The organism is Pedobacter sp. P26 (genome assembly GCF_050632135.1).
Classification (GTDB): Bacteria; Bacteroidota; Bacteroidia; order Sphingobacteriales; family Sphingobacteriaceae; genus Pedobacter.
Genome location: NZ_CP192574.1, coordinates 6,233,768 through 6,249,866, shown reverse-complemented (window position 1 = coordinate 6,249,866; position 16,099 = coordinate 6,233,768). Strand labels below are relative to the sequence as shown.

Here is a 16,099-nt window from a genome sequence, read left to right as displayed (position 1 = left end):
AATTAAAACAAGTAATTTATGGGGTTTGTATTTTGCTCCGTTAAACGGATTGCAAAGTTAGTAAATTTTTTCTGAATAATTTCAAGCAATAAATTCGAGGTAAATTGTTCAGTTTCAAAGTGTCCGATGTCGGCAATGATCAATTTTTCCTCTGCATCGAAAAACTCGTGATATTTAAAATCTGCGGTAATAAAAGCATCCGCTCCGGCAGCAATGGCCTCTTTTAGAAGAAAACTTCCTGAACCACCACAAACGGCCACTTTTTTAATTCTTTTACCAGTTACTTCTGTATGCCGAATCACTTTTGCCTGCATCCTGTCTTTTACCAGGTGCAGGAAGTCGTAGCCGTCCATATCATATTCCAGCCAGCCCACCATGCCCGAACCAACCAACTGGTGTTTATTTTCGAGTTTATAGATATCGTAAGCTACTTCTTCATAAGGATGGTTTTCGAACAAAGCAACCAAAATTTTGCGCTCGGCCTGGGTAGGGTACACCATTTCAATCCTTACTTCGTTTTCGCGGTGGCGGATACCTTTTTCACCCACAAAGGGGTCTGAATCTTCATTTCCCTTAAATGTGCCAAAACCATCGGCATTGAAACTACATTCGCTATAATTACCAATGTTCCCCGCTCCGGCATAAAACAATGCTGACCGCAATTGTTCGGCTTGCGCCTGTGGACAATAAGTAACCAGTTTTTTTAACAATCCGGCCTTTGGCGAAAGTACCTTGGTGCCTGTTAAGCCCAAACGTTCACAGATCCTCGCATTTACGCCCGTGTGGATGCTGTCTAAATTGGTATGAATGGCATAAAGTGCAATGTTGTTTTTAATGGCTTTTAACACTACACGTTCCACATAATTTTTGCCGTTCAGCTTTTTTAGTCCTTTAAAAACAATAGGATGATGGGTAATGATGAGGTTACAGCCCGTAGAAATGGCTTCATCTACAATTTTCTCCACGCAATCTAAAGCCACCAGAGCAGCCCGGATTTCCATATTCGGATCGCCCACAATCAAGCCAGAGTTATCATAATCTTCCTGATAATTAAGCGGCGCGATGCTTTCTAAATAATTGGTAATTTCAGCTAATTTCATTCGATAAATATAAATAAAGCCTGCAGGTTTCGAAAATTTGCAAAGCTAAAAGAGACAGCAATAAGCTAAAGCGTTTTCCTTAGATGTTCTCAGGTGGCTTAGGTGGTGAATGTTTTTTGGAAATGAGGGTTTCGGTTTTTATAGCGACTTCAGCCCCGCTATACGCTTCAAAGCCCTGGCCCGTTCCTCACCTTCGGGCTTTTTCGCTGCTATCGGGTTTATTTAACAGCGTGTGGCTCTTAGGTTCGCTTAGTAACTTAAAAACCTCGCAGGTTTTTGAAACCTGCGAGGTTTAAATATCAAATGATGATTATCCTAAAATTTTCCTGCCTGCTGAAATCCACCGCCCATTCTTACCATCTGTAAACTTTCGAAAACCATTTTCTGGTTGTGCTCAAAAGCTAGTGTTTTGTGGTTTACCACATCGATAATTGATCCGATGAAGCACAAACCTGCGGTTAAAAGGTACAAAATACCCATGCCGATCTGGCCGATAATAAACCTTTGTAATCCTGGAACAGCAAATAGCCCGATTAAACAGAAAATCAACATATCTGATGGATTTTTTCTTTTGCTGCTGTAAACCATCAGAAAATTACGCAACTGCTCTTCAGTTAAACCGGTTGTTGCTTGTTGTAAATATGAGTATTCCTCTGGTGTTATACCTGGTAACGACATTAGAGGTGATTGAAATATATCCATGGTTTCTATGTATTTGTTGGTAAAATTTTAAACTTCTTTTTATTTTTTATCAATGTGTAAATTCTATAAACGATGATCAAAAGTGCCGGAAACCCAAACCAATGTTCGGAAAAGCTTTCGGTAAACTCGCCATGTAAAATATGACTGATCGACCTGCCTATACCACATCCCGGACACCAATCCTTAAAACCCAAATTGGCTAAAGGACAAAGTGTAAAATGATGCTCGTGGCCATTCGCTGTTGCCAGTAATATTAAAGCTGTTAACCAGAAAAAAAGTTCTAGTGGAAAGCTTTTAATGTACTTCATTGTTTCACTTTTTATACAATTTAGAGGCTATAGAACTACCTTTGTTACACCGATTTGCCCTTAATCGACGAAAGGGGGATATATTTCGACCAAACGAACGATACCATCTAAGAATAAGTTTTCGTTTTTTCCCAAATCTGATTTCCATATCACAACCCAGCCAAAAATAGTTAAAAAAACCTTTACACAAATTGCGGGTTAATATTAAAAGATAAGCTTATTTTTGTGCCTTGAACATTCGAGATTTAATAAACCGATACAAAACCGACGATAGGGTAACCCAATTTACCAAAGCGTTGAATGCGACCAGAAACCCAAAGATACAATTAAAGGGATTGGTGGGCTCAGCCGATGCTATTGTTGCCCTTTCTTCTTATTTTTTATTACACAAGCCCATCATGTTCGTTTTGCCGGACAGGGAAGAAGCTGCCTATTTCCAGTCGGACCTGGAAAGCGTACTGGATAAACAGGTTTTACTGTTCCCTTCTTCTTACCGGAAATCTTTCGATTTTACGCAGGTAGATACAGCCAATGTATTGGCCCGTGCAGAGGTATTGAATGAACTGAACCACGATTCGGAATACGGAAAAATTGTAGTTTCTTATCCCGAAGCCATTGCCGAAAAGGTGATTGATCGTTCCGCTTTAGAAAAAAACACGTTGGAAATCAGCCTTGGAGCAAAATTGGGTATCGATTTTATCAATGAATTTTTAATTGATTACGATTTCGACCGAAGGGATTTTGTTTATGAGCCGGGGCAGTTTTCTATCCGTGGGGGTATTGTAGATATCTTTTCTTTCTCCTCTGATCTTCCCTACCGTATCGAATTTTTTGGCGATGAGGTAGAAAGCATCAGAAGTTTCGAGATCGAAAGCCAGCTTTCGGTGGCCGATGTTAAATCGTTGACAATTGTGCCCAATGTACAGGCCAAGTTTTTAACGGAAAGTAATATTAGCATCCTCGATTATATTGATCAGGATACCCAGCTCTGGTTTAAAGATGTAGAGTTTACTTTAGACATTGTTAAAGCAGGATATAAAAAAGCTGTTGAACTCTGGAAAGCTTTGCCAGTGGCAGATAAAACCCAAAACCCAGAGTGGATTGATCCTAAATTTGCTTTCAGCGATGAAAAATTATTGGGCGATCACCTTCAGGATTTCCCCTTGGTAGAATTCGGCAAACAGTTTTTTTATAAAACAGATAATCGTTTCGAGTTCGAGACCAAACCCCAGCCATCCTTCAATAAAGATTTTAACCTGCTGATCCATAACCTAAAGGAGAATGAAAAAGCAGGAATTGTCAATTTTATTTTTACCGATTCGCCAAAGCAGATCGAACGTTTATATGCCATTTTAGAGGATATTGATAAAACGGCCAAATTTACACCGATCAACAGCATGTTGCGAGAGGGTTTTGTTGATCCGCATATACAAACGGCATTTTACACCGATCACCAGATCTTTGATCGTTACTATAAATACAAGCTTAAAAAAGGTTATCAGAAAAGTCAGGCCATTACCCTGAAAGATTTAAGAGAACTGAAATCCGGCGATTACGTTACGCACATCGATCACGGGATCGGCAAATACGCCGGGCTTGAAAAAGTAGAGGTAAATGGCAAAACGCAAGAGATGATCCGTTTAATTTATGCGGATAACGACCTGCTTTATGTAAACATCAACTCATTAAACCGCATCGCCAAATATAGTGGCAAAGAAAGTGGTGTACCCAAGATGAATAAACTGGGTACGGATGCCTGGGATAAGCTAAAAAAACTACTAAAAAAAGTTAAAGATATCGCCCGGGACTTAATCAAGCTTTATGCCTTGCGCAAAACCCAGGCCGGAACAGCATTTTCTCCAGATAGCTATTTACAAACTGAACTGGAGGCTTCTTTTATTTATGAAGATACCCCCGATCAATTAAAAGCGACTCAGGATGTGAAAAAGGATATGGAATCGCCACATCCAATGGACCGTTTGGTGTGCGGTGATGTAGGCTTTGGAAAAACAGAGATTGCCGTACGTGCGGCATTTAAAGCGGTAGCAGAGGGCAAACAGGCCGCGATATTGGTACCAACTACTATTTTAGCCTTACAGCATTTCAAAACCTTCTCTTCACGTTTAAAAGATTTTCCGGTTACGGTTGATTACATTAACCGTTTTAAAACCAGTAAACAGATTAAAGATACTTTGGCCGAAGCTGCTGCAGGTAAAGTTGACATTTTAATCGGTACACACCGTTTATTGAGCAAGGATGTGAAGTTTAAAGATCTCGGCATCATGATTATTGATGAAGAGCAGAAATTTGGCGTTACCGCAAAAGAACGGTTAAAAGCAGTACGTGTAAACGTCGATACCTTAACGCTCACCGCAACGCCAATTCCAAGAACATTGCATTTCTCTTTAATGGGGGCAAGGGATTTATCGATCATCAGTACACCACCACCAAACCGACAACCAGTAAGTACCGAATTACATGTATTTAATGATAAATTGATCCAGGAAGCCGTTCAGTTCGAATTAGACCGTGGCGGACAGGTTTTCTTTATCCATAACCGGGTTAACGACCTGATGCAATTGGGTGGGCTGATCCAGAAACTGGTTCCAAAGGCAAGAATTGGTATTGCGCACGGGCAGTTAGACGGCGACCAACTGGAAGATGTTATGCTTGATTTCATTAATGGTGAAAAGGATGTTTTAGTAGCCACTACCATTATCGAAGCTGGTTTAGATATTCCGAACGCCAATACCATCATCATCAACCATGCACACATGTTTGGCTTGAGCGATCTGCACCAGATGCGCGGCAGGGTTGGACGAAGCAATAAAAAAGCTTTCTGTTATTTACTTTCGCCACCTTTATCTACCCTAACCTCCGAAGCTCGTAAGCGTTTAAGCGCAATAGAAGAGTTTTCTGATCTTGGCAGTGGTTTTAATGTGGCCATGCGCGATTTGGATATTCGTGGAAGCGGAAATTTATTGGGTGCAGAGCAAAGTGGTTTCATTGCCGAAATAGGTTTTGAAATGTACCATAAAATATTGGACGAAGCCATTCAGGAATTAAAAGAAGCTGAATTTAAAGGCCTGTTCGAAAATGAACCTGCCCGTCCGTTTGTGGGCTTTACACAAGTAGATACGGACCTGGAGTTGTACATTCCAGATGCTTACATTACCAATATTACTGAGCGCTATAATTTATATACTGAACTTTCTAAACTTGATAATGAAGCAGAACTCGCCATTTTTGAAAAACATTTGGCCGACCGTTTCGGACCAGTTCCTCCACAGGTTAAAACCATGCTTAGTGTCGTGCGTTTGCAGTGGCTGGGTAAGAAATTAGGTTTTGAGAAAATCAGTTTCAAGAAAAATAGTTTGCGTGGATATTTCTTAAGCGATAAACAATCGGCTTATTTCGACTCGAATACCTTCACCAAAATTTTAACCTTTGCACAGAACCATCCGCGGATGTGCAATTTAAAAGAGGTAAAAAATACGTTAAGGATTGCTTTTGATCATGTAAAAACCGTTGAGGAAGCAATCGAAACTTTAGAACTTATCGACTAAAACGTTAATTGAGTCAGTCTATTGACTGAATTAACGTTTTTTACTATATTTGACTTAAATGAGCAGTCAAATTGTTAGATCTTTGAAACCTATTATTCTCAATAAAATTGGGAATAATAAAGTTATCCTGATTTTCGGAACAAGACGGGTAGGTAAAACCTGGCCAATAGAGAACCTTATTAAAGATGCAACCATCTGTCTTTAAATGGAGAAGATCAGGATGTACAACTATTGCTGGCAAGCCGCACGGCGGCAAATTATAAAAGGGTTTTGGGTAATGCCAAACTACTTATTATTGATGAAGCCCAGGTTATACCCGAAATCGGAAAAATACTAAAGCTATTAATCGACACTTTTAAAGACCTCACCATAATTGCAAGTGGCTCATCTACTTTCGACTTATCGAACCAAACCGGTGAACCTTTAACCGGAAGAAGTTTAACCTATTATCTATACCCGATAGCACAGGTTGAATTAAATGAGAAGGAAAATGCACTACAAACTACCCAAAACCTTGAAGAAAGATTAATTTTCGGTTCTTATCCGGAGTTGTTTCATCTAAACTCATTGGCTGAAAAAGCGCAATATTTGACGGAACTGGTTAAATCATATCTGTTAAAAGACATTTTGATGTATGAGAACATCCAAAATAGCGCTAAACTGCTGGAATTATTAAAGCTTATTGCCTATCAGGTAGGATCGGAAGTTTCAATTGATGAAATTTCCCGTACTTTGGGCATCAGCAAAAATACAGTAGACCGTTATCTTGATTTACTTTCGAAGGTTTTTATCATCTATAAAGTTGGCGGATACAGTAACAATTTACGGAAAGAGGTTACAAAGTCATCCAAATGGTATTTTTACGACAATGGCATCCGGAATGCAATCGTTAATGATTTCAGGTTATTAGCATTACGCAATGATCAGGGTATTTTATGGGAAAATTACTGTTTTAGTGAGCGGATCAAAAAAATGGAATACGAACAGCAAAACTCCACATATTACTTTTGGAGAACTTATGACCAGCAGGAAATAGATCTTATTGAAATTAACAATGGAGAAATTTTAGCTGCCGATTTCAAATGGGGAAACCAAAAGAAAAAGATACCAGGTTTTTTTGCTAAAAACTATCCTCAAGCCACCTTTTCCATAATTAACAAAGAAAATTATTTAGATTTTATATTATAAATGTTAGACCCAACCTTATTGCTCGATTTAGTGAAAATGCAAATGCCTTATGGAAAATATAAAGGTTACCTGATCTGCAATATCCCTGAAAGTTATTTGCTTTGGTATAAGGATAAGGGCTTCCCGAAAGGTAAATTGGGCGATTTGATGGCTACGATGTTTGAAATTCGGGTGAATGGATTGGAGTATTTATTAACGCCGTTGAAGAATCAAAATCGGTAGTTAAGAATGATAGCATAGATGAATCGTCATTCCCAACTTGATTGGGAATCGTAACGCCTTAGTGGGGTTCCAGGTTGCATTAAGATTCGCACCTGCGCGGGAAAGACGACCGTTCTGAGTAGATCTCTCCATTGCGCTGCGCTCCAGTCGAGATGACGACTAATCTGTAAAAATCCGCAGATTAACATTTATCGCAGAAAAAATCTGCGGCTATCCGCGTAATCTGCGGGAAACAATTCTATATCTTACAGCCATTTTCATCACAAACCGCATCGTCATTTTTATTTAATGAGGTAAGTGTGGTTTTCGGCTGAGTTTCTTTCCACTCGGTAAAACTTTGGGTAAGCGCATCGGTAAAAGCCTGAACAGGCTGAGCACCCGAAACACCATATTTGCGGTCCATTACAAAATAAGGAACGCCACGGATGCCTAAATTCTGGCTTTCATAAATATCGTAGCGAACGGCTTCGGCAAATTGGTCACTGTTTAAAACTGCTACAGCTTCATCTTTATCCAAACCAATTTCTACAGCAAGATCAACTAAAACATCGGTTTCCCCAATATTTTTGCTGTTTACGAAATGAGCTTCAAATAATTTCTCTTCAGCTAAATCCTGAAGACCATGTTTTGCTGCCAAGTGAATCAAACGGTGCGCATTAAAGGTATTAGCAGGGATATTGGTATCAAAATCGATGCTTAAGCCTGCATTTGTCGCCATATCAACCACTTGTTTCGTCATCTGTTTGGCTTGCTCAACCGGCATTCCTTTACTCCTCGAAAGGTAATCATAAACCGTTTCATTATTGGTATTGTGATACTCCGGATTGAGTTGAAAACTCTTCCAATCTATTTTAATTTCATTTCTGAAGGGCAATTTTTCTATCGCCTGTTCAAAATGTCTTTTCCCGATATAGCAAAACGGACACATTACATCCGACCAGATTTCTACTTTCATAACACAAAATTAAGCGGATTATAATTGGCTATAGTAAGGCCAAAGTAAAAAGCCACTATCGTTTGGGATAGTGGCTTCTATATTAATCATAGAATGTCATTCTGAGAGGCAATTTATTGTACAAAAATCCATATACATTGATAAGAAAATCTTAATAAATTGATCTGCTACGACAAACCGTCATTCCCAACTTGATTGGGAATCTTAATGCTTGGTAGGTTTACAGGTGCATTACGATTCCCGCCTGCGCGGGAATGACGACTGACAACAAGCTCAACATTACCAGAAACTCAATTATAACTATTTATACAACTGGTTAAATATCAGTTTAAAAGTACCGTGCGTTTGCGCCCTGAAAGCAATTTCCGGTCCGAAAGCAAGCAATTTGCCCTTGCCAACTTTTGCTTCAAAAGCAGTTACCCCATCCTGCAGGTAAGCCTGGCCCCAGGCCCAGCCACTGCGAAGCGGTGTAGCATTTTCAAACCACATTAATGGTTTAATCTTACCAGAAGCAATGGCATCACCAGTAAGCTTAAAAACCGGACTATTGTCGAAATAAACATCGGCTTCCTTTTCCATTCCCCAGTTTGATGATAAAGTAGTATCTACGCCTACATTTAACACACTCCCGGGAACATAATATTTTTCAGCAGGTAATCGTTTTTCTTCTCCGTTTACAATTTCTACCATCGCATTACGTACGGGAAGGTTTAAGTGATAAGCCAGGTTGGTACTGCTACCAATGGTTACAATATTTCCACCAGCTTCTAAAAATTTCTTTAATTCGGGGATTGATTTATCAGGGCTGACCCTGCCTAAACGGTTTCTAAATTCCTGAGGAATTTCGTCTGCCTTTGGTCCAAAAGATCTGTTTCCCCCACCTGCACCCTGCACCGATGGAATAGCGCCACCTACAAAAACAATTACATCGTATTTAGATTTCAAATTGCCAGCATCAATATCCTGCGGATAAATTACTGTGGCATTATAGTGGTACTGTTCCATTAAAAACCTAACCCAACCCGAAGCCATCGAGCCTCCATAAGTATCCCAAAGGGCAATTCTCGCTGTAGATATCTTGATTTTATTTTTCGGAGCCGATGCTGTTTTTAATTTGATGTTTGCTTTTTCCAACACTGATTTTCCAGCTGAAGAAACATAAAAATCGCCATTTTCGGAAGAACGGTAAACCTCAACTTTGTTCTTTAATAAATCATTAACTGTAGTGTAAGAATCATTTTGTGCAGCACTTAACACATAACCCGATCCATTTGGCAATTTATTTTCTGGCTTTAATAATTCTCCGTAAGGATTTTTCTCAAACGGACCTGAAAAATCATCCAGAATGCGGTCAAATTTCACATCCATCAGATAAGCCAAAGTCCAGCCAGCGGCATCATAAGGTGGAATTGGTGCACCACCTTCGTATTTGAAATCATTTGGGTGATCCTGTGGCTCAAACATATCCAAAACATGTGGACGGAAAGCCTGATCGGTTTTGACCACGTAGCTCCCTGCAGGGTAATTTTTCCCTGCAACGGTAAATGTAACTGTTGCTTTTTGTACCACAATGCCCGTTCTAATCAATGCATTTAAAAACTTAATGGCAGAGTTAAAATCGGGCTGATCTGCAGATAAAATATAACCCCGTGGATCACGGTTTGCAGGCGCTTTCATCACCGTGTCAAAAGCTTTCATACTAATCTGCATTCTTGATTTAAAATCAGCATCTCCACCAATAATAGGGCCAATTTTTTCACCTTTTGCAGCGTTGTTAATGGCTTCAATTTTCTTTGGAGAGAAGGACCAGGTATCTTTTTTGCCCCGCTCAATGGAATTTCGGCCCATCTGGTAAATGTTGTATAATAATTCGTCGCGGTAGCGCTGTGCATAACCTAAAACTGCATAGTTTAACGAAACCGAATAATCGATAGAGTTTTTAAAGTACCATTTTCCCGGCGTAACCGGGTTTGGCGAATCTCCGCTCGGCAACAAACGGGAAGGAACCAAAGGAATTTCGGATGGGGTAGGATTCCCGATAATTTCGGTCAAAAGTCCAACCATGTTATGAAAATAAGTGGTGGTCCTTAATCCGCCATTGTACCAGGTAGAATAAACCGATCCTCCCCGCTGCGTATAACCCGGCTTGTTTTCTACGTTCATCCTGTTGTGCATGGCCGCACCAACTGCATCCAAACTGGTTAATATGATGGGATCGAAAACATAATTAAATGGGTCGCGGTAGGGCGGACCAGCAACAACCGTTCCCGCCGGACCAGCCTGATGGTGGTTATACATAATCTGAGGGATCCACTCTACAAAAAGCTGACGACCGATATTTTGTGTTTCTTTAAGGTTTAACATAAAGAAATCACGGTTATTATCATGCCCGGCATATTTCTCGTACAAAACAGGAAGTCCTGAGGTTGTTCTTTTTTTGGATCTTTATCCCTCATGTACCAATTGCTCACCAGCTCCTGCCCATCCGGATTAGCATGTGTAAATAAGATGATTACATTATCTAAAATGCGTAAGGTCTCCGCATCTTTTCTTGAAGCAAATTCGTATACTGTTTCGATCAATTGATGGGCACCAACTACCTCGTTTGCATGAAGGCCTCCGTCTATCCAAACGACTGCTTTTCCTTCCTGTGCAAATGCTTTTGCCTGCTCAGGAGTAATTTCAGCATGGGCCAGTTGTTGTGAAATTTCTTTATAACGATCTAATTTTTTCAGGTTTTCAGGTGAAGAAACAATCAACATATATTGACTTCTGCCTTCTTCGGTTTTACCGATATCAACCAGTTTAACACGGTTAGAAGCTGCCGCAAGCTTTTTAAAGTAGGCTTCTGTTTGGGTATAATTGGCCAATTGATAATCGTCGCCGATATCAAAACCGAAATGAGATTTTGGCGTTGGTACCTCCTGCGCCAGCACTGCATAGCTATTTATCATTAAAAAAGCAATGCAAAGCCCTTTAAAGGAGTTTTTTATCATAATAAGTAGTTTAGTTAGGTAACCAAATATAATAGAGAATCGGCACCTAAAATGGCTTGCTGTAAATTTGTTACAAGTTTCAAATCCTAATCCATACATTTGTACTGATGTAAGTTCTTAACTTTATTTTTCATCAACCGATACAGGTTCCCGGAATTACACCCGGGATTAATAGGGAATCGTGTGCAAATCACGAGCTGTCGCGCAACTGTAAATTCTGTCTTTTACCAAAAAGACAACGGTCTTATCATTCATGCCACTGTACCATTTAGGTATGGGAAGGCGATAAGATCGGGAATAAGTCAGGAGACCTGCCTATATTGAATTGACGGTACTTTCGCGTTATAAAGTAATTGGTCAGGTCTGATTGTACACCATAAAATTAAAATTTTATATGCTTGCTTTAAGCTTTTTGCTGATAAGCGGGCAGGCTGTGCCATAACCTTTCCTTTATATTTTTTACGGAGAAGTATTCAAAAATACAGTTCTGAGCTTTTAAACGATTTATTTACTTAATCTTTAAAAGAGATGCTAACGCAAAATCTGGGCTATCCGCGAATAGGTAGTCAACGAGAATTAAAGAAAATCTGCGAAAATTACTGGGCAGATAAAACGGGGTACAAAAATGTACTTCAGGTGGGCAAAAACATTCGCCACGAAAACTGGAAACTTCAAAAAGAAGCCGGCATTGATGTGATTCCATCAAACGATTTTTCTTTTTACGACCACGTACTCGATCATTCCTTAACTTTTGGGGCCATCCCGAAAAGGTATAACGAAGTGATCCTAAAAAAGGGAATGAAGAGCTTGATCTTTATTTCGCCATGGCAAGGGGCTACCAAAAGAAGGATTGGATGTGGTAGCAATGGAAATGACCAAATGGTTCGATACCAATTACCATTATATTGTACCGGAGTTTTATAAAGATCAGCCTTTTAAACTTTTCTCAACCAAAATTATCGATGAGTTTTACGAGGCGAAACAACTGGGTATTATTACCAAACCTGTTCTAATTGGTCCTGTTTCCTATCTCTTATTGGGCAAGGAAAAAGAAGCCGGATTTGAAAAGATCGACCTGATTAAAAACCTGCTTCCGGTTTATATCGAGATTTTATCTCGCTTAGATGCTTTGGATGTAGAATATATTCAGTTTGATGAGCCGTTTTTGACATTAGATTTAACTGAAAAAGACAAAAAAGCTTATGAGTATGTTTATAAGGAAATTAGAAAAGCTTTCCCAAGGTTAAAGATCGTTTTAGCGACTTATTTCGAAGGTTTAGGCAACAATCTTGCTTTAACTACTTCATTGCCTGTAAATGTTTTACATATCGATCTGGTACGTGCAGAAGATCAGTTAAACGACGTTTTAGCTTCTTTAAAAAACGAAACCATTCTTTCTTTAGGTTTGGTAGACGGACGAAATATCTGGAAAAACGATTTCGAAAAATCTGTTTCCATCATCAATCAGGCGGTAGAAAAACGAGGATTGGATAAAGTATGGATTGCACCATCCTGCTCATTAATCCACTCACCGGTTGATCTGGATAATGAAACCAATGAGAAAAATTTATCGGCAGAAATTAAAGAATGGCTGGCCTATGCGAAACAAAAAGTTGCAGAGCTGGCAACCTTAAAAAAACTGATCAACAACGAAAGTCCTGCATCTACCCTGCAAAAACTCGAAGAAAATAAGATTGCAATTGCTAACCGGAAAGTTTCTAAAATCATCCATAATCCGGCAGTAAAAGAGCGCGTGTTGGCTTTAAAGGAGCAGGATGCAGAACGTTTGAGTCCATTTTCTGCCAGAAAAATCAAACAACAGGAGCTTAATCTACCCTTTTATGCCACTACAACAATTGGATCATTCCCACAAACAGCAGAAGTAAGAAGCTGGAGAGCTAAGCTTAAAAACGGAACTTTTACTGTTGAAGAATATGATAATCTAATTGCCCAGGAGACCAAAAACGCGGTAAAATGGCAGGAAGAAATCGATCTGGATGTACTCGTACATGGTGAGTTTGAACGGAACGACATGGTTGAATACTTTGGTGAGCAATTAGACGGTTTCGCTTTCTCTAAAAACGGTTGGGTGCAGAGTTATGGATCACGCTGTGTAAAACCGCCGATCATTTTTGGTGATGTTTCGCGCCCTGAACCTATGACGGTGAAGTGGACCGCTTACGCGCAATCGCTTACCTCAAGATACATGAAAGGCATGTTAACGGGTCCGGTAACTATTTTACAGTGGTCGTTTGTACGTAACGATCAGCCCCGTTCTGAAACCTGTACACAAATTGCATTGGCCATCCGCGATGAAGTTTGCGACCTGGAAAATGCGGGTATTAAAATCATCCAGATTGATGAACCGGCCATTAGAGAGGGTTTACCTTTGCGCAAGGCGGATTGGCAAAATTACCTGAACTGGGCGGTTAAAGCTTTTAAAATATCAGCCAGTGGCGTAAAAGACGATACCCAGATCCACACACACATGTGTTACTCGGAGTTTAACGATATCATCCAGAATATTGCCGATATGGACGCCGATGTAATCACGATCGAAACTTCACGTTCGCAAATGGAACTATTGGACGCTTTTGCCGATTTTAAATATCCAAACGAAATCGGTCCAGGTGTGTACGATATCCACTCACCAAGGGTTCCGAAACGCGAAGAAATGGTTCAGTTGCTCAAAAAAGCCAAAGCGGTTATTCCTTCAGATCAACTTTGGGTAAACCCTGACTGTGGCTTAAAAACCCGCGGATGGGATGAAACCAAAAAAGCGCTGATCGAAATGGTTGAAGCGGCAAAAGAGATGCGTAAAGCTGAAGAGGTATTATCAGCAGAATTTCAGGTAAATTAATTCGCCTTATTTTTTGCCACTGAGAAACAAATACTCTTAAGTTAAACATTCACCAATTGTGTCAGTGTGAGCTTGTCGAAGACCCTTATCGTGAAATAACTTAATAGCATTGAAAGAGATATGACAGGTACAGTTTGTTTATGTGCTATCCTTTTTCTCTATGGCAATCCACTTACTTTGACAACTTTCTAATCAGAAAGTTGTCAAAGCTTTTTACTCCTCATATATTTACCCCCATGACCTTAGAAGAAAGAATAGAAAATTCAAAAACCAGTATTTTTAAAGCCGTTTTCCCAAATACAACCAACCATTATGATACACTTTTTGGCGGTACCGCCATGCATTTAATGGACGAAGTTGCTTTTATTACCGCCACGCGTTTTAGCCGCCAGATCATGGTAACGGTAAGCAGCGATAGGATAGATTTTAAAAAACCAATTCCCGCAGGTACTATCGTAGAACTTATTGGTAAGGTTAATCATGTAGGAAATACCAGTTTAAAAGTTAATGTAGAAATATATATTGAGCAGATGTATGCCGAAGGAAGAGAACTGGCCGTACATGGCGATTTTACTTTTGTAGCCATTGATGAAAACAAAAAACCGGTACAGGTAATCAAATAATGGTATAAAAATCATCAGGTTTAAATCTTTAAATTTGATCATGGAGCATCAACATTCAGAAGAAGATTTAAAAAATATTGCGAAACAATTAAGCTGCCCAGAAGGCGAACAAGGCATTAAAACAGGGGAAATGATGCATGCCAGTAATCTTGGAATGACCAGCTCGGCCCATTGATGCATTAAATCTTCAAAACCACGATATTGTTTTAGAAATCGGCCATGGTAATGGTGGGCATATTGCCCAATTATTATCAAAAGCGGAAAATCTAAAGTATTATGGCGCAGATATTTCAGAAACAATTATTGTCGAAGCAGAAAAAATCAATCAGGATTTTGTTGATAAAGGCATTGTCCATTTTGAGTTAACGGATGGAGCTACGCTACCTTTTGAAAATAATCAGTTCGATAAAATTTTTACCGTCAATACCATTTATTTCTGGAGCAATCCAGGTAAATACCTTAACGAAATTAAGCGGGTTTTAAAGCCAAATGGAATTTTTGCTTTATGCTTTGCAGATAAAAAATTTATGCAAAATCTTCCTTTTACTGCTTATGGCTTTACGCTTTATGAGGTAGAAAAAGTACAGGAGTTATTGGCAAGTGCTGGCTTCCAAATTAAAAATACCCTTAAAAAATTAGAACAGGTACAGAGTAAAACAGGTGAGCAGGTAGAAAGAGAATATTACGTTGTAGTGGCTTTTATTGATGCTCTGGCATAAAAACCAGTACTTCTTTGTGCTTTTGTAGTTATGGTAAAATAAACATTTAATACAAAATCAGATACAAATAGGCATAAACCACCGGTGCAGCCAATAACAATCCATCAAAACGGTCTAACAAACCACCATGCCCTGGTAATAATCCGCCGCTGTCCTTTGCATCGAGACTGCGTTTAAGCATCGATTCTACCAGGTCACCCAGCGTCCCAAAATTTGCAATTAATAAGGCCATACCTGCCCATACCCATGCCGGACTTTCTGTAAACCAGAATGAAAGGCCAAAAGCAACCAACACGCTGGTAAACATCCCTCCAAAAAAACCTTCCCAGCTTTTCTTTGGCGAATGGCGTTCAAAAAGTTTTCGTTTACCGTATTTTACACCAAAAAGATAGGCCCCCGTATCATTTGCCCAAAGCATTAATAAAAAGGCCAGGGGAAAATGGAAGTTATATTCGTTCCAGTTTTTTAAGAAGCCGAGTGCGTGAAAAAAACAAAAAGGAATCGTTACATAAACAAAACCCACAAATGTGTAAGAAATATTGGCAAACGGAATCTTGTTTTTCTTATATAGCTCTGTAATAAAAACCGAGAAAATCAAAGGAATACAAAGCAAAAGGTATTTCACATCATATTTTAAGTAATGTAAACCTGCAGCCATTAAGAATATCAAAGATCCGGCAGCCAAACCAATATTCCGGTGTGGCCTGATGCCAGAATTTTTAATCAACTTATAAAACTCGAATAAAGATAAAACGCTTAAAACAAGGTAAAATAGGGTAAATGTATAACTCCCCAAAAGGATAGAGCCAAGCATTACAATGGTAAAAAAGAAAGCGGTTATTGCCCTGGTTTTCATTTTA

The 16,099-nt window shown here is 39.4% G+C and carries 16 protein-coding genes and 1 riboswitch; of the genes, 9 read left to right on the top strand and 7 right to left on the bottom strand.

Annotated features, from left to right (window positions below):
• Positions 1 to 2: 2 nt before the first annotated feature.
• From ACQ86H_RS29150 to ACQ86H_RS29140, 3 genes are all read right to left on the bottom strand, one after another.
• Positions 3 to 1,100, bottom strand: a complete 1,098-nt coding sequence (locus ACQ86H_RS29150; RefSeq protein ID WP_431293324.1) for a Nif3-like dinuclear metal center hexameric protein — start codon at positions 1,098 to 1,100, stop codon at positions 3 to 5.
• 315 nt (positions 1,101 to 1,415) lie between these two features.
• Positions 1,416 to 1,802, bottom strand: coding sequence for a TM2 domain-containing protein (locus ACQ86H_RS29145; protein ID WP_090497432.1), 387 nt, complete (start codon positions 1,800 to 1,802; stop codon positions 1,416 to 1,418).
• Between the two features lie 5 nt (positions 1,803 to 1,807).
• Positions 1,808 to 2,110, bottom strand: a complete 303-nt coding sequence (locus ACQ86H_RS29140; protein WP_138819264.1) for a DUF2752 domain-containing protein — start codon at positions 2,108 to 2,110, stop codon at positions 1,808 to 1,810.
• A gap of 230 nt (positions 2,111 to 2,340) precedes the next feature.
• Between ACQ86H_RS29140 and mfd the strand changes: the two genes are divergently transcribed.
• From mfd to ACQ86H_RS29120, 4 genes are all read left to right on the top strand, one after another.
• Positions 2,341 to 5,676 (top strand): transcription-repair coupling factor, encoded by a 3,336-nt coding sequence (gene mfd, locus ACQ86H_RS29135; RefSeq protein ID WP_431293323.1) that lies wholly within the window; start codon positions 2,341 to 2,343, stop codon positions 5,674 to 5,676.
• An 82-nt stretch (positions 5,677 to 5,758) separates the two neighbouring features.
• The gene (locus tag ACQ86H_RS29130; RefSeq protein WP_431293322.1) at positions 5,759 to 5,881 is read left to right on the top strand and encodes a hypothetical protein; all 123 of its coding nucleotides are present in this window, start codon (positions 5,759 to 5,761) and stop codon (positions 5,879 to 5,881) included.
• 26 nt (positions 5,882 to 5,907) lie between these two features.
• The gene (locus ACQ86H_RS29125) at positions 5,908 to 6,864 is read left to right on the top strand and encodes an ATP-binding protein (protein WP_431293321.1); all 957 of its coding nucleotides are present in this window, start codon (positions 5,908 to 5,910) and stop codon (positions 6,862 to 6,864) included.
• Positions 6,865 to 7,086 carry a DUF3820 family protein gene (locus tag ACQ86H_RS29120; protein WP_029274918.1) on the top strand — a complete coding sequence of 74 codons (222 nt, stop codon included), beginning with the start codon at positions 6,865 to 6,867 and terminating at the stop codon, positions 7,084 to 7,086.
• 238 nt (positions 7,087 to 7,324) lie between these two features.
• Here the strand turns inward: ACQ86H_RS29120 and ACQ86H_RS29115 are convergent, their stop codons facing one another.
• The 3 genes from ACQ86H_RS29115 to ACQ86H_RS29105 all read right to left on the bottom strand — a co-directional run bounded on the left by ACQ86H_RS29115 (position 7,325) and on the right by ACQ86H_RS29105 (position 11,037).
• Positions 7,325 to 8,041, bottom strand: a complete 717-nt coding sequence (locus ACQ86H_RS29115; protein WP_431293320.1) for a DsbA family oxidoreductase — start codon at positions 8,039 to 8,041, stop codon at positions 7,325 to 7,327.
• A gap of 300 nt (positions 8,042 to 8,341) precedes the next feature.
• Positions 8,342 to 10,405 carry a peptidase gene (locus tag ACQ86H_RS29110; protein ID WP_431293319.1) on the bottom strand — a complete coding sequence of 688 codons (2,064 nt, stop codon included), beginning with the start codon at positions 10,403 to 10,405 and terminating at the stop codon, positions 8,342 to 8,344.
• A complete protein-coding gene (locus ACQ86H_RS29105) occupies positions 10,399 to 11,037 on the bottom strand; it encodes a M14 family zinc carboxypeptidase (protein ID WP_431293318.1) in 639 nt (212 codons plus the stop codon). The genes ACQ86H_RS29110 and ACQ86H_RS29105 overlap by 7 nt, the downstream gene beginning before the upstream one ends.
• 127 nt (positions 11,038 to 11,164) lie before the next feature.
• Positions 11,165 to 11,370, top strand: a riboswitch (cobalamin riboswitch).
• Between the two features lie 195 nt (positions 11,371 to 11,565).
• On the opposite strand from ACQ86H_RS29105, the gene ACQ86H_RS29100 reads away from it, so the two are divergent.
• From ACQ86H_RS29100 to ACQ86H_RS29080, 5 genes are all read left to right on the top strand, one after another.
• Complete coding sequence (locus tag ACQ86H_RS29100; protein ID WP_431293317.1) at positions 11,566 to 11,961, top strand: hypothetical protein; 396 nt, start codon at positions 11,566 to 11,568, stop codon at positions 11,959 to 11,961.
• Positions 11,903 to 13,897 (top strand): 5-methyltetrahydropteroyltriglutamate--homocysteine S-methyltransferase, encoded by a 1,995-nt coding sequence (gene metE / locus ACQ86H_RS29095; RefSeq protein ID WP_431295496.1) that lies wholly within the window; start codon positions 11,903 to 11,905, stop codon positions 13,895 to 13,897. Before ACQ86H_RS29100 ends, metE begins: the two co-directional genes overlap by 59 nt.
• A 236-nt stretch (positions 13,898 to 14,133) precedes the next feature.
• Positions 14,134 to 14,520, top strand: a complete 387-nt coding sequence (locus tag ACQ86H_RS29090; RefSeq protein WP_025141655.1) for an acyl-CoA thioesterase — start codon at positions 14,134 to 14,136, stop codon at positions 14,518 to 14,520.
• A gap of 40 nt (positions 14,521 to 14,560) precedes the next feature.
• Entirely contained in the window at positions 14,561 to 14,695 is a 135-nt protein-coding gene (locus ACQ86H_RS29085; protein ID WP_431293316.1) for a hypothetical protein, read from the top strand.
• On the top strand, positions 14,691 to 15,239 hold the full coding sequence (locus tag ACQ86H_RS29080; protein WP_431295495.1) for a class I SAM-dependent methyltransferase: 549 nt from the start codon (positions 14,691 to 14,693) through the stop codon (positions 15,237 to 15,239). The genes ACQ86H_RS29085 and ACQ86H_RS29080 overlap by 5 nt, the downstream gene beginning before the upstream one ends.
• A 46-nt stretch (positions 15,240 to 15,285) precedes the next feature.
• On the opposite strand, the gene ACQ86H_RS29075 is transcribed toward ACQ86H_RS29080, so the two are convergent.
• Complete coding sequence (locus ACQ86H_RS29075; protein WP_138819271.1) at positions 15,286 to 16,095, bottom strand: phosphatidate cytidylyltransferase; 810 nt, start codon at positions 16,093 to 16,095, stop codon at positions 15,286 to 15,288.
• Positions 16,096 to 16,099 lie beyond the last annotated feature (4 nt).